The organism is Streptomyces sp. NPDC007896, assembly GCF_042959425.1.
In the GTDB taxonomy this organism is placed as follows: domain Bacteria; phylum Actinomycetota; class Actinomycetes; order Streptomycetales; family Streptomycetaceae; genus Streptomyces.
Map to the genome: position 1 here is coordinate 163845 of NZ_JBIBKX010000015.1, position 22119 is coordinate 185963.

The 22119-nt window shown below is 73.8% G+C and carries 6 protein-coding genes and 1 pseudogene; all 7 read left to right on the forward strand.

The window, feature by feature from the left end; all coding sequences use genetic code 11:
• Positions 1-15 precede the first annotated feature (15 nt).
• The 7 genes and pseudogenes from ACFZDJ_RS39000 to ACFZDJ_RS39030 all read left to right on the forward strand — a co-directional run bounded on the left by ACFZDJ_RS39000 (position 16) and on the right by ACFZDJ_RS39030 (position 22091).
• Positions 16-831: an alpha/beta fold hydrolase gene (locus ACFZDJ_RS39000; protein WP_391066208.1), complete on the forward strand. Its 816-nt coding sequence runs from the start codon at positions 16-18 to the stop codon at positions 829-831.
• A 102-nt stretch (positions 832-933) separates the two neighbouring features.
• Positions 934-1764, forward strand: a complete 831-nt coding sequence (locus ACFZDJ_RS39005) for an alpha/beta fold hydrolase (protein ID WP_390931549.1) — start codon at positions 934-936, stop codon at positions 1762-1764.
• Positions 1765-2050: 286 nt separating this feature from the next.
• Positions 2051-3775: an AMP-binding protein gene (locus tag ACFZDJ_RS39010; protein WP_391066211.1), complete on the forward strand. Its 1725-nt coding sequence runs from the start codon at positions 2051-2053 to the stop codon at positions 3773-3775.
• A 227-nt stretch (positions 3776-4002) separates the two neighbouring features.
• Positions 4003-5781: pseudogene (locus tag ACFZDJ_RS39015) on the forward strand (beta-ketoacyl synthase N-terminal-like domain-containing protein); the annotation flags it as partial.
• A gap of 243 nt (positions 5782-6024) precedes the next feature.
• Positions 6025-18426, forward strand: coding sequence for an SDR family NAD(P)-dependent oxidoreductase (locus ACFZDJ_RS39020; protein WP_391066477.1), 12402 nt, complete (start codon positions 6025-6027; stop codon positions 18424-18426).
• Between the two features lie 87 nt (positions 18427-18513).
• The gene (locus tag ACFZDJ_RS39025; protein WP_391066214.1) at positions 18514-20958 is read left to right on the forward strand and encodes a thioester reductase domain-containing protein; all 2445 of its coding nucleotides are present in this window, start codon (positions 18514-18516) and stop codon (positions 20956-20958) included.
• Positions 20955-22091, forward strand: a complete 1137-nt coding sequence (locus tag ACFZDJ_RS39030; RefSeq protein ID WP_391066217.1) for an alpha/beta fold hydrolase — start codon at positions 20955-20957, stop codon at positions 22089-22091. Before ACFZDJ_RS39025 ends, ACFZDJ_RS39030 begins: the two co-directional genes overlap by 4 nt.
• Positions 22092-22119 lie beyond the last annotated feature (28 nt).

A 22119-nucleotide genomic window follows, 5' to 3' on the forward strand; every position in this document is an offset into this window, starting at 1 on the left:
CCACAGGAGTCACGCATGCCCCTGCTGCGTACAGGCGACCTGGACCTCTACCACCAGGTCGTCGGAGAGGGCGACCCACTCGTCCTCGTCCACGGTTCGTGGAGCGACCACACCTCGTGGCAGCCCGCGATCGAGGCCGACCTCCGTGCGTCGTTCCGGGTGGTCACCTATGACCGCCGTGGTCACGGGAAGAGCGAAGCGGGGCCGGGCCCGGGCACCCGCCGACAGGACGAGGACGACCTCGAGGCCCTGATCGAGCGGCTCGGACCCGCGCCCGCGCACGTGGCGGGCAGTTCCTTCGGCGGGTCGATCGCACTGGGGCTCGCGGCGCGCCGGCCGGAGTTGTTCCGCAGCATCACGGTCCACGAGCCCCCGCTCATCGCGATCGTGGCCGACGATCCGGACGCGCCGGGACAACTGCGCCCGACGCAAGCCTCGATGGACGCCGTGCTCGCCCATCTCCGCAAGGGCGAGCACCGGCAGGGCGCACGGCAGTTCGTGGAGGAGGTCGCCATGGGACCCGGCACCTGGGACCGGCTGCCCGCCGCCGTGCGCGAGACGTTCGTGCACAACGCGCCCACCTGGCTGGACGAACAGTCCGACCCCGACTGGGCGGAGATCGATACCGACGCCCTCGCCCGGTGCGCCGCACCGGTACTGCTCAGCGCAGGCACCCAGAGCCCGGTGTGGTGGGCGACGATCCTCGACCGGCTGGCCGCGGCCCTGCCACGGGCGCGGCGGCAGACCGTCGAAGGGGCGGGACACATTCCCCACGTCACCCATCCGCGGCGGTACGCCGCCGCCCTCACCCGCTTCGTCCGGGCGTCCTGAGGCGCGGGCCCCGCCGCTCGTCGCTACTGTCGGAAGTGATCGCCGCTCGCTCTTTGCTCCTGGTTCCCCGACCGGGCGGCGGAGCGAAGGAGGCAGGGTGTCGTGACCGTGATCTCCCTGAAGTCCGCCCAGGTGCGGGAAGGCCTCACGCTGCCCTACGCCGAGGCCGGCTACCCCAGTGGGACACCGGTCGTCTTCGTGCACGGGCTCGGTGACTCCTGGTGGGCCTTCGAGCCCCTCCTCAGACGCCTTCCGGCCGCCCTGCGCGGTTACGCGCCCACCCAGCGCGGCCATGGCGACGCCGACCGCCCTCCCGAGGGCTACACGCCCGAGGACTACGCCGCCGACCTCGTCGCCTTCCTGGACGCCGTCGCCATCGACCGCGCTGTGCTCGTCGCGTCCTCGAGCGGCGGAGTGGCCGCCCGGATGGTCGCGGGCAGCCACCCCGACCGGATCGCGGGGCTGGTGCTGATCGGTGTTCCCGGCACGCTTGAGGACAAGTCGGCGGTGACCGGGATGCGGGAGGCCGTCGAGGGGCTCTGCGACCCCGTACCCCGGGAGTTCGTCGAGGAGTTCGTCTCCGGCGCGGTGGACCGGCCCGTCGCCAGGGGCCTCGTCGAGACGATGATCGAGGAAAACCTCAAGGTCCCCGCGTACGTCTGGCAGGAGACCCTGCGCGGACTGCTCGACACCGATCTGCGCGCGACCCTCGCGGGCATCCTGGTGCCCACCCTCGTCATCTGGGGTGACCAGGACGACCTGCTGCCCCGCGGCGACCAGCAGACCATCCTGGACGCCATCCACGGTTCACGCCTGATCGCCTACGAGGGCGCCGGGCACGACGTCCACTGGGAGCAGCCCGACCGCGTGGTCGCCGACCTCGCCGCCTTCGTCGCGCACCTCGAACACCCCGCGACTCCCGGCCCGTCATGAAGGCGTGCAGGACCGCCGATTGGCCAGATTGGCCAGTTACTCATTGAATACCCGCGGTTACATCCACCTGGCCGACAAGACTTGCTATCGTGTTACTCGTTGGTAGCAAGCCGAACGAGGGTCACGAGGGGCCGGCGTATGCATCGCCGCTGCTCCTCGGGCGGGTTGGTCGAGACGGACTGTCCGGCAAGGGGGCTGGGCGGCCACGGCGCCTGCGCATACGCACCCCGCGGCCTTCGAACTCCAGTTTTCTCGCTCACTCATTCGAACAGGTGAGACTCCTCATATGGCTCGTTCCCTGGTCGACTTACTGACCACGCATGCCTCGCAACAGCCGGAGCGGACGGCATACCGCTACCTCGTCACGGGCGACTGCGACGGAGAGATCCAGGACATCTCGTACGGACGTCTGGCCCGTCGGTCCCGAGCCGTCGCCGCCTGGCTGCAGGAACGCGGTCTGGCCGGATCCCGCGCACTGCTGCTGTACCCGCCCGGCCTGGAGTTCATCTCCGGCTACCTGGGCTGTCTTTCGGCCGGGGTCGTCGCCGTGCCGGGCGTTCCCCCGCAGGGGCGGTCGCAGAACCACCGCGCCCTGACCCGCATGAAGCGCCTGATCGCCGACGCGGACGCCAAGGTGATCCTGGGCGGCCGCGAGGTGCTCGCCACCCTGGCCGCCCAGGGGGAGCACCTGCCCGAACTGGACGCGATCACCTGCGTCGCCACCGAGGACATACCCGACGAGGCGGCCGACTCCTGGCGCGAACCCGACCTCACCGACGACTCGGTCGCCTTCCTCCAGTACACCTCCGGCTCCACCTCCGCCCCGCGCGGCGTGATGGTGACGCACGGGAACCTGCTGGACAACCAGCGGGCGATCACCGAGCGGATGGGCCACACCCCGGACACGCTCGCGGAGTACGACCACGAACTGTTCGTCAGCTGGCTGCCCGTGTACCACGACATGGGCCTCATCGGCCCGGTCCTGAACACCGTCCACCTCGGCGCCACCGCCACGCTCTTCTCGCCCCTGCACTTCCTCCAGCGGCCCGCGCGCTGGCTGACCGCCCTCAGCCGCTACCGCCCGCACACCAGCGGCGGCCCCAACTTCGCCTACGAGCTGTGCCTCAAGCACGCCACCCCCGAACTCCTCGACGGACTCGACCTCGCCCGGTGGAAGGTCGCCTTCAACGGCGCCGAACCGGTACGGGCCGCCACCCTGCGGCGCTTCACCGAGACCTTCGCCCCGGCCGGCTTCCGGCATGAAGCCCTGTACCCGTGCTACGGCCTCGCCGAAGCCACGCTCATCGTCACCGGCGGCTCGGCCGACACCCCGCCCACCCTCGCCGCGGCCCCCGGGTCAAGTCCGCACGCGGGCGCGGCCGACGCGGCCGCCGTCGGCTCCGGGCGGCCGATCCCCGGTACGACCGTGGTGATCGCAGACCCCGAGCGGCGGGAGGAGTTGCCCGAGGGGGAGGTCGGCGAGATCTGGGTGAGCGGCGCGAGCGTCGCCAAGGGTTACTGGCGCAACGCCCTCGCCACCCGCGAGACCTTCCGGGCCACGCTGCAGGACCGTCCGGACCGTTTCCTGCGGACCGGCGACCTCGGATTCCTGCGCGAGGGCGAACTGTTCGTCACCGGCCGCCTCAAGGACCTGATGGTCATCGACGGACGCAACCACTACCCGCAGGACCTGGAGCTGTCCGCCGAGATGTCCCACGGCGCGCTCCGGCCGGGCTGCACCGCCGCGTTCTCCGTGGACGGCGGTGCCGAGGGCGAACAGCCCGTCATCGTCGCCGAGACGGCCCCGGACGCGGCGGCCGACTCCGAGCGGATCACCGAGGTGATCCGCAGCGCGATCGGCGAGGCCCACGGCCTCGCGGTGCGTGACGTCGTGCTGGTCCACCCCGGCACCATCCCCAAGACGTCCAGCGGGAAGATCCAGCGCCACGCCTCCCGGGCGGCGTACCTCGCCGACGCCCTCGCGGTGGTCGGCGCGCCCGCCGCGAGATGAGGTAGACGAGGTCACCCCCCCGTCGGCGCGGACACCCGCGCCGACGGGCACCCCGGTCGTACCGGCCGTACACCAGGGGTTCCTCAGTCGCGCGCCGGTGCCTCCGCCGTCCACCGGTCGCCGTCCACCGGTCGCCGTACCCGTCGTACGGAATCCGTCTGAACCCGAGTTCACGAGGACACCTTTCCCCGATGCCTGCGAGCGAGTCCCCGAAGCAGTTCCCCGAGATGTCCGTCACGACCTCCGAGGACGTGCGGGCCTGGCTGGCGTCGGCCGTCGCCGAGGCGGCCGGGCTCGCCCCGTCGGCTGTCGACCCCCAGCGGCCGATCGCCGAATTCGGCCTGGGATCACGCCAGTTGGTGACCCTGGCCGCGGAGCTCTCCGGCCGGATCGGCCGCCCCGTGGAGCCGTCCCTCGTCTTCGACCACCCCACCATCGCGGCGCTCGCCGCGGCGGTCCTCGGCGAAGGGCCCGTCGGTGCGGCGGCGCCGGTGCCGGCGGCCGCGCCCCTACGCGGCGACGAGGACATCGCCGTCATCTCCATGGGCTGCCGCTACCCCGGCGGCGCCGACGACCCCGAGGCGCTGTGGCGGCTGCTCGCCTCGGGCGAGGACGCCATCACCGAGGTGCCCGCGGGCCGTTGGGACACCCGGGGCCTTTACGACCCCGACCCGGAGGCCCCCGGCAAGGCGTACACCCTGCGCGGCGGCTTCCTCTGCGACATCGACCGTTTCGACGCGCCCTTCTTCGGGATCTCACCGCGCGAGGCCGCGGCCATGGACCCCCAGCAGCGGCTGCTGCTCGCGACCGCCTGGGAGACGATCGAGCGCGCCGGGATCGTCCCGGACACGCTGAACGGCAGCTCCACGGGCGTCTACATCGGGCTGTACGACAGCGGCTACCTGGCCTCGGCCGCGCTCGGCCGGCTCGACGGGCACGTGGGCACCGGCTCCGCGTCCAGCGTGGCCTCCGGACGCATCGCCTACACCCTCGGCCTCCAGGGCCCGGCGGTCACCGTCGACACCGCCTGCTCCTCCTCCCTCGTCGCGCTGCACCTGGCCGCGCGGGCGCTGGCGAGCGGCGAGTGCGACCTCGCGCTGGCGGGCGGCGCGACGCTCCTTGTCACCCCGCGCGGACACGTCGAGTTCAGCCGGCTGCGCGGGCTGTCGCCGACCGGGCGGTGCAGCCCGTTCTCGACCGACGCGGACGGCGTGGTGTGGGCCGAGGGCTGCGGTCTGGTGCTGCTCAAGCGGCTCGCGGACGCGCGCCGCGACGGCGACCGGGTCCTGGCCGTCGTCAAGGGGTCGGCCATCAACCAGGACGGCCGCAGCCAGGGCCTGAGCGCCCCGAGCGGCCCGGCGCAGGAACGGGTGGTGCGCGCCGCCCTCGACGCGGCAGGACTCCGCCCGGACGACCTGGACCACGTCGAGGCGCACGGCACGGGTACCCGGCTCGGCGACCCCATCGAGGGCCGGGCGCTCGCCGCCGTCTTCGGGCCGGGGCGCCCGGCCGACCGGCCGCTCGGCGTCGGCTCCCTCAAGTCCCACATCGGTCACACCCAGGCCGCGGCCGGCATCGGCGGCGTCATCAAGACGGTCCTGGCCCTCGGCCACGAACTGTTCCCGGCCTCGCTGCACGCCGACACCCCGACCGAGCACGTCGACTGGGCGGGCGGCGGCCTGCGGGTGCACAGCGGAGCCCGGGCTTGGCCGCGGGGCGGCGACCGGGTGCGGCGGGCCGGGGTGAGCGCGTTCGGGATCAGCGGTACGAACGCGCACGTGGTGCTGGAGGAGGCGCCGCGGGACCTGGTACGGCCGGCCACCGGGACACCCCCGGCGGAGTTCCCCGGCGCGGCCCTCTTCCCGCTCTCCGCCCGTACCCTCCCCGCCCTCCGGGGCCAGGCCGCCCGCCTCCTCGAAGCGCTCGACGAACAGCCGCGGCCGTCGCTGCCCGGCGTGGCCGCGACGCTGGCCCACCACCGCACGCACTTCGAACACCGGGCCGTCGTGCGGGCGGCCGACCGCGACGACCTGCTGACCGCCCTGCGCGCACTCGCGGAGGGCCGAACCGACAGCGGCACCGACGGCCGAACCGACAGCGGCACCGACGGCCGAACCGACAGCGGCACCGACGGCGGTACCGCCATCGGTACCGACAGCGGTAGCGATACGGTCGTCGGACACCAACAGGCCATTCCCACAGGCAAGTTGGCCTTCGTCTTCCCCGGCCAGGGCTCCCAGTGGACCGGCATGGCCCGCGATCTGCTCGACCGCGACCCGGTGTTCGCGGACGAACTCGACCGCTGCGACGCCGCCCTGCGCCCCTTCACCACCTGGTCGGTGGCCGCCGTGCTGCGCGGTGCCGCGGGCGCCCCGCCCCTGGACCGCGTGGACGTCGTGCAGCCGGTCCTGTTCGCCGTGATGGTGTCTTTGGCCGCGGTGTGGCGGGCCCGGGGCGTACGGCCGGACGCCGTGATCGGGCACAGCCAGGGCGAGGTGGCCGCGGCCTGCGTCGCGGGCGCGCTCAGCCTGAGCGACGCCGCCGCGGTGGTCGCGCTGCGCAGTCAGGCCCTGACCGGGCTGTCGGGCACCGGCACCATGGCCGTCGTCGCCCTCCCGCACACCGAGGTCGAGGACCGCCTCGCCGACCTCGACGGACGGGTCTCGGTCGCCGCCGTGAACAGTGGCCGCTCGACGGTGATCGCCGGTGACGTCGAGCCGCTGGAGGCCCTGCTCGCCGACCTGGACCGCGAACAGGTCTTCGCCCGCCGCCTCGACGTCGACTACGCCTCCCACAGCCCCCGGGTCGAGCCGGTCCGCGCGACGGTCCTCGACGAACTCGACGGCGTCACCACCTGCCCGACCTCCGTCACCTGGTACTCCACCGTCACCGGCGAGCCGGTCACCGAGGAGATGGAGGCCGACTACTGGTACACCAATCTGCGTGAACCCGTCCGCTTCGCAGCCACCGTGGAGCGCATGGCGGCCGACGGCTACCGCTGGTTCGTCGAACTCGGCCCCCACCCCTCCCTCGTCACCGCCCTGCACACCATCGCCGAGGACTCCGGCCACGAGAACCTGGTCGCCGTCGGCTCGCTGCGCCGCGACGAGGACGGACCCGCCTGCCTGGACCGGTCCGCCGCCGAACTCCACGTCCACGGGCGGCGGATCGACTGGCGCCGGCTGGTCCCCGACACCGCCCCCGTCGACCTGCCGACATACGCCTGGGACCCGCGGCGCCACTGGATCGAGCCCGAGTCCGCCACCGGTGCCCCCGGTTTCCTCGACCGTGCCGCGCACCCCCTGCTCGGCATCCAGCTCCAGTCGCCGGACGAGACCCGCTGGACCTTCCGGGGCGAGTGGTCCAAGGACACCGCCGACTGGCTGCCCGACCACACCGTGTTCGGCCGGACCGTCGTCTCCGGCACCACCCTGATGGAACTGTGCCGCGCCGCGCTCGCCGTGGCCTGCCCGGACGACCCGGACGACCTCACCGACCTGCTCCTCCTCAGCCCTCTCACCCTCCCCGGCTCCGGAACGGTCGAGGTGTCCGTCGAGGTGGTCACCGCCGGTCCCGTACCGGAGATCACCGTGCACAGCCGCCCGCGCGCCCAAGAGGCCACGGGCTGGACCCTGCACGCCACCGCGTCAGCGTCCGCGCCTGTCGCGCCGACGGCGGATCGGCCCCCGGTGTGGCCGGAGGCGGCCGAACCGGCCTGGACCCCGGGGACGTACGAGCGGCTCGCCGAGCTGGGCCTCGGCTACGGCCCGGCCTTCCAGGGCGTACGGTCGGCGGTCACCACCGGCGACGGTGAACTGCTCGCCCGGCTCTCGCTGCCGCCCACGGCCCGCGACGCGGCCGAGCCGTACCCCCTCCACCCCGCCCTGCTGGACGCCGCGCTGCATGTGGTCGCCGGGATCGACGCGTCCGAGGGCCGGGTGCTGCTCCCGGTCGCGGTGGGCCGGTGCGTCCTGCCGCCCGGTGGCGCGAGGGACCTCACCGCGGCCGTACGACGCACGGGCGGCTCCGACACGGACCTCACCCTGGACATCACGCTGTGGGACGCCGACGGTCTCCCGGCCGGTCGTCTGGAGGGCGTACGACTGCGGGCCGCGGACCCGGCGGACCTGAACGGCGCCTCGGAGAACGCCCGGCACCTGTACGAGGTGGTCTGGACGGCCGTACCCGAACAGCCCGCCGAGGCGCCGGGCACCGAGTGGGCCGTGGTCGGCGACCCCTCGGACCCGGAGGTCGCCGGGGCCCTGCGCGGCCTCGCGGCGGCGGGGATCCACGTCCGGAGCGGGACGGGCGACGCAGACGTGAGCGGGACGGGCGGCGCCGACGTGCTCGTACGGTTCTGGCCGCGCGCGGCGACGGACGCCGAACCGGCCGCCGCGGCACAGGAGTCGGCGGCCGCGGCCCTGGCCGAACTGCGTGCCCTGATCGCCCTCCCGCAGGACGAGACACCTGCCCGGACCGTGTGGGTGACGCGCGGTGCGGTCGGGGCCGTCGACGAGGACACCGTGCCCGGCCTCGCCCAGTCCGTGCTGTGGGGGCTCGCCCGCAGCGCCCGCGCCGAGCACCCGGACCTCGGCCTGACCCTCCTCGACCTCGAGGACTCCGACCCGGCCGATCCGCTCCTGACCGCCGCCACCCACGCCGAGGAGCCCGAACTCGCCTCCCGCGCGGGCGCTCTGCTCGCACCGCGGCTCGTCCGAGTCCGCAGCCGGGACGTGCCGCGGATACCGGCGGGGGACCAGTACGAGCTGACCGGCCTTCCGGCGAACCCGGCCCTGCGCGCGGTGGCGCCCCGGGAGGGCCTGGCTCCCGGGCAGGTGAGGATCCGGGTGCACGCGGCCGCCCTGCCCGGCGCCCCCGGCGACGAGACGCCGCGCGCCGGTGTGCTCACCGAGGTCGGCACCGACGTCGAAGCTCTTGCCCCCGGCCTGCGGGTCACCGTCCTCTCCGACACCCCGCTCGGCTCCGAGCTGATCGCCGACGCGGGGACGGTCGAAGTGCTGCCCGACGACCTGCCGTTCACGGCCGCGGCCGCCGGACCGGACCGCCCCCGGCACCCCCAGGTCCTGCCCGTCACCGCCGCGCACGAGGCGATACGGCGGCGGAACGCGACCGGCACCCCGGTCGTCCTCGACCTGGTCGGCCGCCCCACCCTCGTACCCACCGACGGCACGGTGCTGATCACCGGAGGTCTCGGTGCCGTCGGACGGCACATCGCCCGGCTCCTCGCCGAACACGGCGTTCCGCGACTACTCCTGACGTCGCGTCATGGACCCGATGATCCGCGCGCCGCCGACGTCACCGCCGAACTGACCGCGCTCGGCGCCGAGGCCGAGGTCGCGGCCTGCGACGTCGCGGACGCGGCGGCCCTGGCCGAGCTGCTCGGGCGTATCGGCGAGGAGTCGCCGCTGCGCGGTGTCGTGCACTGCGCCGGAGTCCTGGCCGACGGGGTGGTCGCCGAGCTGACGCCCGAACGGCTCGCACAGGTACTGCGCCCCAAGGTCGACGGCGCCGCCCACCTGCACCGGCTCACCGCCGACACGCGACTCGACCTGTTCCTGCTGGTCTCCTCGGCCGCCGGAGTCGTCGGCAACGCGGGCCAGGGCAACTACGCGGCGGCCAACGTCTTCCTGGACCAACTCGCCCACCACCGGCGGGCCCTGGGCCTGCCCGGCGTCTCCCTCTCCTTCGGTGCCTGGGTGGGCGAGGGTCTCGCCGCCGCACACGCCGACCTGGACCGGATGGCCCGTCTAGGCCACCGCGCCCTCACCCCCGACCAGGGCCGCGAACTCGTCGAACTCGCCCTGCGACAGGGCGCCCCGCACCTGGTCGCCTGGGCCCTGGACCTGCCACGCCTGCGCGAGACCGCGGCCACCACGGGCGGCGGTACTGCGGCGGTGTGGCGCTCGCTGCTGCCCGCGCCCCGCACCGGCCGAAGCGGCGGCGAGAGTCTCGCCGACCGCCTGGCCCGGCTGCCCGAGGCCGAACGCGCCGAACGCGTCCTGGCCCTGGTCCGCGAGGAGGTCTCGCGCGCCCTCGGCCTGCGCTCGACGGAGTCCGTCCGCCCCGACCAGCCGCTGCGCGAACTCGGCATGGACTCGGTGACGGCGGTCGAACTCCGCAACCGCATCGGCGCCCGGATCGGTGCCAGGCTCCCGGCCACGTTGCTGTTCGACCACCCCACCGCGGCCCGGCTCGCCGCGCATCTGCTGTCCACCGCCCTCGCGACGGGCGACCGCACCACTCCCGCCACGCGCCCCACGCGCGCCACGGCCCCGACCTCCGACGAACCGGTGGCCCTGGTCGCCATGGCCTGCCGGCTGCCCGGCGGTGTGAGCGATCCGGAAGGCCTGTGGAGCCTGGTCGCGGAGGGGCGCGACGCGGTGGGCCCCTTCCCGGCCGAACGCTGGGACGCGGCGGCGCTGTACGACCCCGACCCGGACGCCCTCGGCAAGTCCTACGCCCGTGAGGGCGGCTTCCTGAACCACGACGATCTGGAGTCCTTCGACGCGGGCTTCTTCGGGATCACCCCGAAGGAAGCGGCCGCGATGGACCCGCAGCAACGGCTGCTGATGGAGACGGCGTGGGAGGCGCTGGAGCGCGCCGGAATCGTGCCCGCCGAACTCGCGGGCAGCACCACCGGTGTGTACGTCGGCATGTTCGGCAGCGACTACCTGGCGGGGTCCCGCCTCGACCAACTGGACGGATACGTCGGTACGGGCTCGGCGCTGAGCGTGGCCTCGGGGCGGCTCGCCTACACGCTGGGACTGGGCGGCCCCGCGCTGACGGTGGACACGGCCTGCTCCTCGTCGCTGGTGGCACTGCACCTGGCGGCGCAGGCGTTGCGGTCCAAAGAGTGCGACCTCGCCCTCGCCGGTGGCGTGACGGTGATGGTGACGCCGGGAACCTTCGTGGAGTTCAGCCGACTGCGGGGCCTGTCCCCGACCGGCCGCTGCCGCTCCTTCTCCGACGACGCCGACGGCGCCATCTGGGCCGAGGGCGCCGGCATGGTCGTACTGAAGCGACTGAGCGACGCCCGGCGCGACGGTGACGAGGTGCTGGCCGTGCTGCGCGGCACGGCCGTCAACCAGGACGGCCGCAGCCAGGGGCTGTCCGCGCCGAACGGTCCGGCGCAGGAACAGGTGATCCGGCGGGCACTGGAGCTGTCCGGGCTGGAGCCCGCCGACATCGACTACGTGGAGGCGCACGGCACGGGCACCACGCTGGGCGACCCGATCGAGGCGAACGCCCTGGCGGAGGTCTTCGGTGACTCACGCCCGCGGGACCGCCCCCTGTACCTGGGCTCGCTCAAGTCCAACATCGGTCACGCGCAGGCCGCTTCGGGTGTGATCGGGCTCGTCAAGGTGGTGCAGTCGCTGCGCCACCGGACCCTGCCGCGCACCCTGCACGCCGACACGCCCAGCAGACACGTCGACTGGGAGAACAGCGGGCTGCGGCTGGTGCGGGACACGGCGGCCTGGCCGTCGTCGCCCGGCCGGACACGACGCGCCGGAGTGAGCGCCTTCGGGATCAGCGGGACCAACGCGCATGTGATCGTGGAGGAGGCCCCGCCGGTCGAGAAGGCGGATCGCAAGGACGAAGTCCCGCCGGGGAAGCGGCTGTTCGTGCTGTCGGGGCGCAGCGATGCCGCCCTGCGGGGGCAGGCCGCGCGACTGGCGACCCACCTGACCAAGGAGGCCGGCGAGGACATCGCTCTCCTCGATGTCGCCCACACCCTGGCCCGGCACCGCAGCCACTTCGAACGACGCGCGGCCCTCGTCGCGGGTGACCGGGACGAACTGCTGCTACGGCTCGGCGCGTTGGCGAGCGGGCGGGCGCCCCTGGCCGCGCCCCGCGACGACGGGACGGGCAAGGTGGCCTTCGTCTTCGCCGGGCACGGCGGTCAATGGCCGGGCATGGGTGTCGAGTTGATGGCCGGTTCGGAGGCGTTCCGCGAGGAGATGGCCCGCATCGATGAGGCCGTTCGCCGGCAGGTCGGCTGGTCGGTGCTCAACGTGCTGCGGGCGCCGGAGGAGTTCGCCCCGCTCGGCCGCACGGAGTTCCTGCAACCGGTGCTGTTCGCGGTCAACGCCTCACTGGCCGCCGCCTGGCGCGCGCTCGGCGTCCGCCCGGACGCCGTCGTCGGGCACAGTCTGGGCGAGATCGCCGCCGCGTACAGCGCGGGCGCCCTCACCCTGGACGAGGCCGTGACCGTGGTGACCGGGCGCGGGCAGGCGGTCGTACCGCTGGCGGGCAAGGGCGGCATGCTGTCCCTGGAACTGCCGCCCGCGCGGGTGGCGGAACTGCTCGCGCCGTTCGCGGGCCGGCTGTTCGTCGCGGCGGTCAACAGCGCGCGGTCCACGGCCGTCTCCGGCGAGGCCGACGCGCTGGCCGAGCTGCGCCACCGCCTCGACGAGCAGGGCATCACCGCACGCCCGCTGTCGACACCGTTCGCCTCGCACACCCCCTTGATGGACCCGATCCGTGCGGAGCTGCTCGACCGTTTCTCCGGCGTCAGGGGCGCCCGGACACCGACCCCGCTGTACTCGGCGGTGCTGGCCGAACCCGTCCCCGGCGACCGGCTGGACGCCGACTACTGGTACGCCAACGTCAGGGAGCCGGTCCGCTTCGCGGACACGATCCGACGGATGCTGGACGACGGCTACCGCTACTTCGTCGAGCTGAGCCCGCACCCCTCGCTCACCTCGTCGATCGAGGCGGTGGCGGCGGAGGCAGGGATCGACGCGGTCGGCGTCGGCTCGCTGCGCCGGCAGAGCGACGGACACGACGTACTGCTGCGCGGGCTGGGAGAGTTGTACACGGCCGGGCACACGCCCGACTGGCCGGCGCTGTTCCCGCAGGGCCACCGGGCCGACCTGCCGACCTACGCCTTCGCCCGCGAACGCCACTGGCTCGCGCCCGCCCCGGCCACCGCCTCGGCCGGCGGATCACCGCTGCTCGGCACGCACCTGGAGGCCAGCGACGAACCCGACCGGCATCTCTTCCAGGCGGACATCGACCTCGACGACAGCCGCTTCGCCTATCTCACCGACCACCGGGTCACCGGCGAAGTCTGGCTGCCCGGCGCCGCCTTCCTCGACATGGCCCTGGAGGCCGCGTCCGCGCTGCGGGGCGGAGGCGAAGTGCGGCTGGCCGACGTCAGGTTCGTACAGCCGCTGTCGCTGGACGTGGACCGGCCCGTACGGCTGCAACTGGTCGTGCGGCCCGCCGAGGACGGCTTGCGGGACTTCACCATCGCCTCGACACCCGCCGGTGGCCATGGCGTGCCGTGGAAGCGGCACGTCAGCGGACGCCTCGCGGTCACCGCGGAAGCCGCCGCCGATGACGACGAGCGGCTCGACACCGTGCGCGAACGGTGTGACGAGCAGGTCGATCTGTCGGCCGTCTACGCCGGGCTCGCGGCCCTGGGCATCGACTACGGCCCCGCCTTCCGGGGGCTGGAGGAGGGCCGCCGTACGGACGTGGCCGCCCTCGGCCGTCTGGCCCGGACGCCCGCCGCCGGTCATCTGCTGCATCCCGCCGTCCTCGACGCGGCCTTCCACACGGCCGCCCTGCCGGGCGGCGCGCCCGAGGGCCGGGCGTTCGTGCCCGCGGCCGTCGGGCGGCTGAGGTTCACCGGACTGCGCACGGCGCCCGTGTGGGCGACCTGCCGACTGCGTTCCGTGGACGGCGACACCGCGACCGTGGACCTGCGGCTGTGGGACGAGAGAGAGCAACTGGTACTGGAAGCAAGCGATTTCGAGCTGGCCGCACTGTCTCCGCTGGACGGCGCGCTCTTCGAGACCCAATGGCAGCCGCGCCCGGCCGCGCAGCAGCAGCCCGCCGAGGGCAGTTGGCTGATCCTGGCGGACGACACGGGCGTCGCGGCCGAACTGGGCGAGCGGCTCGGCTCGACCGTGCCGCGGGTGATCGCCCGCAGGGGTGAGTCGTTCGGGGTCGAGGGACCCGGTCGTTACGTACTCGACCCCGCAGATCCGCGGCACCTGGCCCGCCTCCTGGACGAGGCCTTCCCCGACGGGCCGCCCGAGCGGGTGGTCCAGCTGTCCGCGCTCGACGCCCCGGCGATCACGGATGCCGGTACGGCCGAGGAGGCGGCCCGGCTGTGCTGCCTGAGCACGCTGCACCTGGTACGGGCGCTGGCGGACCGGCCGCGGGGCCGGACCCCCCGCCTGTTCGTCGTCGCACGGGGCAGCCAGGCCGCCGGTGACAGCAGGTGGGTGACGCACCCTCAGCAGGCCCTCGCCTGGGGCTTCGGCCTCGCGGTGGCGCAGGAGTACCCGGAGCTGTCGGCCACCCTGATCGACCTGCCGCCCACCGACGGTGTCGACGCCCTGTGGACACAACTGCGGCACGCGGACGACGAACGGCTCGTCGCGCTGCGGGAGTCGGGCCGACTGGTCCCGCGCCTGGCCCGCACCCGTCCCGACGACGGCGGCAACGGTGAGGTCACCCCCGACGGGGTGTATCTGATCACCGGCGGTCTGGGCGGCCTCGGCCGAGTCGTCGCCGAACGACTGGTCCGCCGCGGCGCCCGCCGACTGGCCCTGATGAGCCGGGGCGAGCCCGACGCGCACACCGCGAGCTGGATCAAGGGTCTGGAAGAGCACGGGGCCACCGTGCACCTCGCCCGCGCCGACGTGGCCGACCGCGAGGAACTGACGGCAGCCCTGGACGCCGTACGACGGGAAGCGGGGCCGATCGCCGGAGTCGTCCACGCGGCCGGTGTCCTCGACGACGCGACGGTGGCGAACCTGACCGACGAGCGCGTCCTGCGCGTACTCGCCCCCAAGGTCCTCGGCACCACGCTGCTCACCGAACTGATCCCGGAGGCCGAGAGCCTCGTCCTGTTCGCCTCGGCGGCCGGTCTCCTCGGCTCCGCGGGGCAGAGCCCGTACGCGGCGGCGAACGCCTTCCTCGACGCCTGGGCGCACCACCTCTCGCGCGCCGACCGCCGGGCGCTGAGCCTGGACTGGGGCGCCTGGGCGGGCGTGGGCATGGTCGCCGAGTCCGGCACCCGGGCCGCCGGGACCAGCAGGTCCGGTCTGCTCGCGTTCTCCCCGCAGGACGGCGGTGAACTCCTCGAACGGGTGCTGGCCACCTCCCGCCGCCAACTCGCCCCCCTCGCCCTGGACTGGGAGACCCTCGCGCTCGACCCGGACGCGGCCCGCGCCCGCCCGATCCTCGGCGACCTGATCACCGTACCGACCGGCGGTGGCGACGCGGACGACCTCGTCGCGCGGGTGTTCACGGCGACGACGGAACGGGACCGCGCGGACCGCCTCGAAGCGTATGTACGGGCCCGGGTCGGCCAGGTCTCCGAAGGCACGGTGGACGTCTCGGCGACCACGGCCCTGAAGGAACTCGGCCTGGACTCCCTCATGCTCGTCCGGCTGCGCAACGCCTTCGCCCGCGAGCTGGGCGCCGAACTCCCCGCCGCCACCGTGTTCTCCGCCTCCGACATCCGCGGCCTGGCCCGGGCGCTCGGCGAGGCGCTGCCCGAACGGGACACGGTCGCGCGGGCCGGGGAACGGCGGTCCGAGGCGCGGCGGCCCGTGGCCGCCGTCGAGGTGCCCGAGAGCGAACTGCGGCCAGCGACCCGCGATGTCGTACGACTGCTGCGCAGCGCCCGGCCGGGCATGCCGGACGCGGCCCATGCCGTCGGCCTGGCCTTCCGGCTCACCACGCCCACCACCCGCGAGGCGCTCACCGACATCCTCACCCGCCTCGCCGGACGGCACGCCGCACTGCGCACCGCGATCGTGACCGGTGCTGGTGCTGGTGCTGGTGCTGGTGCTGGTGCTGGTGCGGGTGCGGGTGGTGAACACGCGCGGTTGCTACGGGTGGACCGGGAGGTCGCACGGCCGGTGCTGCGCTGGACGGACGTGCCCGCAGACGGCGCACTCGACGCGGCCGACCGACTGCGCCTGCTGCTGGAACCGCGGTTCGACCTGGCGAACCCTCCGTTGTGGCGGTTCGAGCTGCTCGACGCCGGTGCCCGGGGCCAGTTCCTGGCGTTCGGCGCGCACCACGCGGTGAGCGATCTGCAGTCGCTGCTGCTCGTGGCGGGGGAACTCGACGCCGAACTGTCCGGCACCTCGCTCGGCGACGCCGTCACCAACCGGGACATCGACCTCCTGATCGAGGCGCAACAGACGGACGACACCCCCGACGAGGGCGCGACAGCATGGCGCGAGGCCTTCCAGGGCAGTGCCCGACTCGACCTGACGCTCGCCCGGCCCCGCCCGGCGACGCGCTCGTACCGGGCCGGCAGCGTGAGCGTGACGATCCCCGACGGGCTCATGGAACGGGTGTCGACCGCCGCGAGCGGGCTCGCCATCACGCCCGCCGCCTTCTGCCTCGGCACGCTGACCGTGCTGCTGGCCAGGATGCGGCAGAGGGAACGTTTCGTTCTCGCCGTGCCCGTCGACACCCGCATCCACGCCGACGCGTACGACGCGGTGGGCTTCTTCGGAGTGCCGGTGCCGTTCCCGGCCGAGGCCGGAGCGGGCGAACGGATCGAGCGGGTGCTGCGCCGCACCGACGGCCGCCTCGACCGGGTCCTCGCGAAGGGCGCCATGTTCTCGGACGTGCTGTCGACCCTCGCCCGACAGGGGCTGCACCGGGCGAACGCGCCGCTGGTGGAGGTGTACTTCAACTACGTACGCTCTTCGGCGGGCCGCCTCGCCCACCTGGAGGTCCTGCCCGCCGGGACGGGGTACTCCGACCTCGACCTGATGATCACCATGACCCCCGACGCGGGCCGGATCCGGCTCGACCACAACCTCGACATCCTGGACGCGGCGACCTCCGTCGAGCTGGGGGAGGACTTCCTGCGGCTGCTCGCGGAGGCGGCGGACGATCCGACGGCGGCGGTCCGTTCGACGCCGGGTACGGCGGCCGAGGCGACCCCGGCGGTCCGTTCGACGCCGGGTACGACGGCCGAGGCGACCCCGGCGGTCCGTACGACGACGGGCACGGCGGTGGAGGTGCCCGAGGCGGCGACCGAGGACGCCCGTCGCTCCCCGCGCCGGTCGCTCGCCCTCGCCGCCACCTTCGCCCTCGGAAATCTGCCCCCGCTGTGCGAGGCCGCGGTCGAGGAGGGCACGCGGGACGGCGGCCTGACAGTCGCGGAAGCCCCGTACCACCAGGTGCTCGCCGCCCTGCGCGACCCCTCCGGCGTCTTCGCGGACCCCACCGCGGCGGTGGGCGTGGCGCTGCTGCGGGCGGCGGACCTGGAACGGTTCGGCCCGGTGGACGACGCGCTGCTCGCCGAGTTGCGTACCGCGTTCCCGGCCGCGCTGCGGGCCCTGTCCGAACGGACCCGCAAGCCGCTGATCGTCGGCTTCCTTCCGTCCGCCCACGCGCAGGACCGCTTCGCACGGTGGGAGCGCGAGATCGCCGACGAACTGGCCGAGGTGCCCGGCATCGCGGTGCTCCGACCCGACGACTGGACCCGGCGCCACGCCGTCGCCGAACGCTTCGACGAGCGGACCGAGCGGATCGCCCACCTCCCCTTCACCCCGCGGTTCCAGGCGGCGGTGGCGCTTTGCCTCGCCGATGTCGTACGTGCGGTACGGCGCCCCGCGCCCAAGGTGATCGCGGTGGACGGCGACGAGACGCTGTGGGGTGGAGTGGCCGGGGAGATCGGCCCGGAGGCGGTGGACCTGACAGGACCACGTGCGCTGCTCGCACGCCGGCTCCTTCAGTGGCGTGCGGCGGGCGCGCTGTTGGCACTGGTCAGCAACAACGACGAGGACACGGTACGGGCCGTACTGGACCGCCCGGACAGTCTGCTCAAGGCCGAACACTTCAGCGTGCTCTCCGCGACCTGGGGCCCGAAGTCCGGTCGGCTCGCCGAGGCGGCCCGGGCGCTCGGCCTCGGCCCGGACAGCTTCCTGTTCCTGGACGACAACCCGGTCGAGATCGCCGGAGTGCGGTCCGCGCTGCCGGAGGTGCTGTCGGTGACGTGCCCGCCGTCGGCCGGACTGAGCGCATTCCTGGGCAGGTTGTGGCCGCTCGTCCCGGCCGCGGCGACGGCCGAGGACGCGTTGCGGGCGCGGTTCTACGAACAGGAGCGGGACCGGGACGCCGTGCGCGCGCAGGCCGGATTCGAGGAGTTCCTCGCCCAGTTGGAACTCGGGGTCGACATCCGGGCCCTGTCCGAGGCCGACGTCGAGCGGGCCGAACAACTCGTCCGCCGTACCAACCAGTTCACTCTGCGGGCCCGGTCCGCCGACGGGGACGATCTCGGGCGGTGGCGGGAGCGCGGTGAGGTGTGGACGGCCGCGGCCCGGGACCGGTTCGGCGACTACGGCCAGATCGGGCTGCTCGCCCTCCGTGCGGACGGCGACCAACTCGACGTACTGGCCTGGCTGATGAGCTGCCGGGCGCTCGGCCGGGGAGTCGAGGAACGGCTGTTGCGGTGGCTGGCCGACCGAGCCGACGAGCTGGGCTGCGTCAAGGTCCGGATGACGGCGGAGCGCACCGCGCGCAACGTACCGGCCCGGCGGCTGCTGGCCGCGCTCGGTGGCGGAGAGCAGGAAGACGAACGCCTGGAGACCGTGGTCACGCCGGAACACCTGCGGGCCTTCCGGTCCTGGAGGCGGGGGTGAACCGGCGGCACCGACGGGTGAAAGCGGTGGCAGTGGTGGCAGTGGTGGCAGTGAGCGAAAGGACAAGTCACGGGGTGAAGGACTCTCATGCGTGAGATGAACGAGGGCGCGTCGGCGTACGCCGGACAGCGGGCGACGGCCGAGGCGATCGAGCGGGGTGATGGCGGCGGGCTGAGCGTGGACGCCCTGCTGGCGAAGGTGAGGACGGCCGCGGCGCCCGTGCCGACCGGTTCCGACGGGGGCGTTGCGGCGGCAGCGGTTCCGGACGTGGTCCCGGACGTGAAGGGTCTGGCGGCCGCCGTCGCCGCCGTGGCGGGCCGTCACCTGCCCGAGGGGCATCTGTCGCCCGACGCCGACTTCTTCGACGCCGGGGGCACCTCGGTGGGCGCGGTGGAACTCGTCGCGGCGCTGGAGGACGAGCTGGGCATGGAGATCGCCCTCGACGACGTCTTCGCCGACGCCCGCCCGACCAGCCTCGCCCACCGCTGGCTGTCCACCGCACACACCACGGCCACCCTCTCGGCACCGACCACCTCGGAAACGCGGACGTCCGAGGCGGCTCGCACCCTCCCCGTCCCGGCCCCCCGCACCCTCCCCGTCCCGGCCCCCCGCACCGTCCCCGTCCCGGCCCCCCGCACCGTCCCCGTCCCGGCCCCCCGCACCGTCCCCGCGGTGCCCGTCACCCCCGCCCCGTACTCCAGGGCCCGGCCCGAGGACCTCGACCAGATCCTGGCCGACCTGGCGCTCGCCGACCGGCTGCCCTGGACCGGTGACCCCGAGCCGCTGCCGCCCCGTCGGATCCTGCTGACCGGCGCCACCGGCTTCCTCGGCAGCCATATGCTCCTCGACCTGCTGCGGCACAGCGACGCCCATGTCCACTGCCTGGTCCGCGCCGCCGACGAGGAGGCGGCCCTCGGGCGGCTCGGTGAGGCGCTCAAGAGGTACGAGCTGCCCTGGTCGTCGGAGGTCCGCCGCCGGGTGACCGTGCTCCCCGGCGACATCAGGCGCCCGCACCTGGGCCTGTCCGACGAACTGTGGACCACGCTCACCCACGAGCTGGACAGCGTCGTCGGCGTGGCGGCGGCCGTGGACTTCCTGCGCGGCTACCAGTCGCTGCGGCAGAGCAACGTCATCGGCTCGCTGACCCTCGCCGAACTCGCGGCGACCGGCCGGCCGAAGCCGCTGCACCACATCTCCTCCATCGCGGTCTTCAACGAGGTCGGCATCACCGCGATGGGCGAGGACGACCCGCTCGCCCACGTCGACCGCCTCGTCGCGGGCTACGACCAGACGAAGTGGGCGGCGGAGGTCGCCCTGCGAAGGGCCCGCGACCACGGCCTGATCGTCACTGCCCTGCGCCCAGGCGGCATCGGCGGCCACACCAGGACCGGCGCCTACAACCCGCAGGACCTCAGCAGCGGTCTCCTCTCGGCCTTCGGCCGCTTCCGCACGGTCCCCGCCTTCAACCACCTGAACGCGGCTCCGGTGGACTGGGTGAGCCGGGTCGCGGTCGGCGTCGTCTGCGAACCCGACGCGTGGGGCTACGACTACAACCTGACCGGCGTATCCAACACCCTCGACGACGTCGTACGGGACATGGCACTCGGCGGGATGCACGTACGCGTACAGGACTGGGACGAGTGGCGGACCGATGCCCTGGCCCGGCTGGAAGCCGAACCGGTGCCCGAACTGGGCTTCCTCACCAGGGTGTTGCAGAGCCCCACCGCGCTCAGACTGTGCGAGGCGACCCTGAAGGGTCCGGCGGCGACCGCCGAGCGCACCGCCACGCTCGTCGAGGCGCTCGGGTTGCGGCCCGCCGCCCGCTACGACGCCCAGGCCCAGCTGAGGACGTTCGAGCGGCTCGCCCAGGACGGGTTGGCCCGGCTGCCGCACAAGGACGACCAGCCCTACCTGTGGTTCTCCGAGACGACCGAGGGTGGTGTCGGTCCGGTCGGAGCCCCCGCCGACACTCCTTGCTCGATGGCGCTCACCCTCTCCCTCGCGAGCATGTACCAGCTGGTGAAGGAGCGCCGGGTCGATGTCACCGGCGAGTTGACGTGCGCGGCGGTGCATCGCGAACCGCTGGTCGTCGAGCGCGGCGACGTCTGGATCCGGCCCGAGGAGGGCATCCCGCAGCGGCACGGTATGCGCCACCGGCTCCTCAGCTACCGGCTGGCGCTGCGTGACGCGGACGGCGGCCGCTGGTGGCTGGAGGGCCACAAGTACGCCCGTGCCCGTCGTGACGTGTGGCGCCAGACCCGGGCACTCACCGTCGAGATCGGCCGCGAGGGCGCACCGGCGGCTTTGGCGGGCGAACTCGTCGTGCCCGCCGACACCTATCTGCGCGACCAGGTCGACGGCATCAAGGTCGACCCGCGCCTGACCAGCCAGGAGAAGCGGGCCGCCAAGCTGACCTGGCTCGCCTGGTTCGGCCTGGAGATGGGCCGCGGTCTGCTCGGCCCCTTCGCCCGGGCCGCCGCCGACCTCCTCGACCTGCGCCGCACCCCGACCCCCTCGGAGCACCACCGATGATCCTCCGGAGCACCGACTCCCGCACCAGGCCGACGCTCCGCAAGGTCAGGAGCACCACGACCCTGCGTCCCCTCCACCACCGCCTCGACCCGGCGCGGGTCGAGGAGATCCCCCTCCGTGCCGACGACGGCGTACGCCTCGGCCTGACCCGCGTCGACAGCGGCGACACGGACCGCCCCGCCGTGCTGCTCCTGCACGGGCACACCGCGTCCGCCGACATGTTCCTGCTGCCCGAGACCCGCAACCTGGTCGACGTCCTGCTCGACGACGGCTACGAGCCCTGGCTGCTCGACTGGCGGGGCAGCTGCCGCCTGCCGTACAACGAGACCGGCCAGAGGTACACGTACGACGACGTCGCCCTGTACGACATCCCCGCGGCCGTCTCCCAGATCCGTCGCCGCGTCGGCGACCGGCCGCTGTTCGTGATCGCCCACTGCGTCGGCTCCCTCACGCTGTCGCTCAGCATGACGGCCGGGCTGGTCCCGGGCCTCGCGGGGGTGGTGTCCCAGGGAGTGTTCCTGACGCCGAAGCTCGCGGGCCGCACCTCGCTGCGCATGTCGCTGGCGGGGGAGCTGCTCAGGTCCCGCATCGATCACATACCGGTCGACATCCGCAAGGCCGGCCTGTGGTCGAAGTACACCCCTTTGTTCGCCCTCGCCTCCCGCGGGGCGAGCTGCCCGGATCCGACCTGCCAGATCCTGCACAACTCGGCGTGGGGGACGGGCGCCTCGCTGTTCGTGCACGAGCACCTGTCCGAGGCCACCCACCACCGGCTCGCCGAGCTGCTGGGCCCCGCCCCGCTGTGGATCCTGCCGCATCTGCGCCGCATCGAGCTGGCCCGCACCGTGGTGCGCTGGCACGACGGCGATCACCGCTACCGGGCGCTGCCGCAGAACGCGCTGGACGCGGCGGCCCGTATCGACACCCCCGTCCTGCTGCTCGCCGGCAGCGAGAACGGCCTGTGGCTCGACTCCCAGAGGCTCTGTCACGACGTACTCGCCCGCAGACAGCCGCAGTTGGACGTCGCGTACACCGAGATTCCCGGCTACGGCCATCTGGACACGTTCCTCGGCAAGGGCGCCGCCCTCGACGTGTTCGGACACATCCTCGAATTCCTCGGCGAACGACGGTGACGGCGGCCCGGGCGGCCGGTTACCGTAC

Coding starts and splice junctions, on each gene's coding strand:
- ACFZDJ_RS39000 (WP_391066208.1), top strand. CDS start 16: ATGCCCCTGCTGCGTACAGGCGACCTGGACCTCTACCACCAGGTCGTC.
- ACFZDJ_RS39010 (WP_391066211.1), top strand. CDS start 2,051: ATGGCTCGTTCCCTGGTCGACTTACTGACCACGCATGCCTCGCAACAG.
- ACFZDJ_RS39020 (WP_391066477.1), top strand. CDS start 6,025: ATGGCCCGCGATCTGCTCGACCGCGACCCGGTGTTCGCGGACGAACTC.
- ACFZDJ_RS39025 (WP_391066214.1), top strand. CDS start 18,514: ATGCGTGAGATGAACGAGGGCGCGTCGGCGTACGCCGGACAGCGGGCG.
- ACFZDJ_RS39030 (WP_391066217.1), top strand. CDS start 20,955: ATGATCCTCCGGAGCACCGACTCCCGCACCAGGCCGACGCTCCGCAAG.